Annotated in this window: 1 protein-coding gene; it reads left to right on the top strand. The window is 33.7% G+C overall.

What is annotated here, in order from left to right; translation table 11 throughout:
- The first annotated feature begins 53 nt into the window (after positions 1-53).
- Complete coding sequence (locus J5G60_RS18675) at positions 54-428, top strand: desulfoferrodoxin (protein WP_150358134.1); 375 nt, start codon at positions 54-56, stop codon at positions 426-428.
- Positions 429-566: the final 138 nt, after the last annotated feature.

Here is a 566-nt window from a genome sequence, read left to right as displayed (position 1 = left end):
ACTATGTATAGAGAATTTATATTATATAATAATATTAATAGGAGGAATTGATCATGATAGAAGTCAAACAAGTTTACAAATGTGAAGTATGTGGCAATATAGTGGAGGTTCTCTATAAAGGTGGTGGAACTTTAGTATGTTGTGGCAAACCCATGAAATTGATAGAGGAGAATACTGTGGATGCTGCTCTTGAAAAACATGTACCTGTAATTGAAGAAATAGATGGCGGAGTAAAAGTTAAAGTTGGATCAGTTGAACATCCTATGACACCAGAACATTATATTCAGTGGATCGAAGTCCATACTGAAAATAAAATCTATAGAAAATATTTGAAACCAGGTGAAAAACCGGAAGCTACATTTAAACTGGATGAAAAAGTTGTAATGGCAAGAGAATATTGTAATTTGCATGGACTTTGGAAAAAATAATACCGTATTTTGTTCCAGCCTCCCCATAAATTTGGGGAGGTTTTTATAATAAAATAAATTACCTGTCTCTTATACAAATATGACGCTGCCGACGAAGCTAGAAGTGTAGATCTCGGTGGTCGCCGTATCATTAAAAAA

The sequence above is a fragment of the Clostridium sp. HV4-5-A1G genome, assembly GCF_900184915.1.
GTDB classification, from domain to species: Bacteria; Bacillota; Clostridia; order Clostridiales; family Clostridiaceae; genus Clostridium_B; species Clostridium_B aromativorans.
The sequence above is the reverse complement of the archived record's forward strand: the minus strand, read 5'-3'. Positions and strand labels throughout refer to the sequence as shown.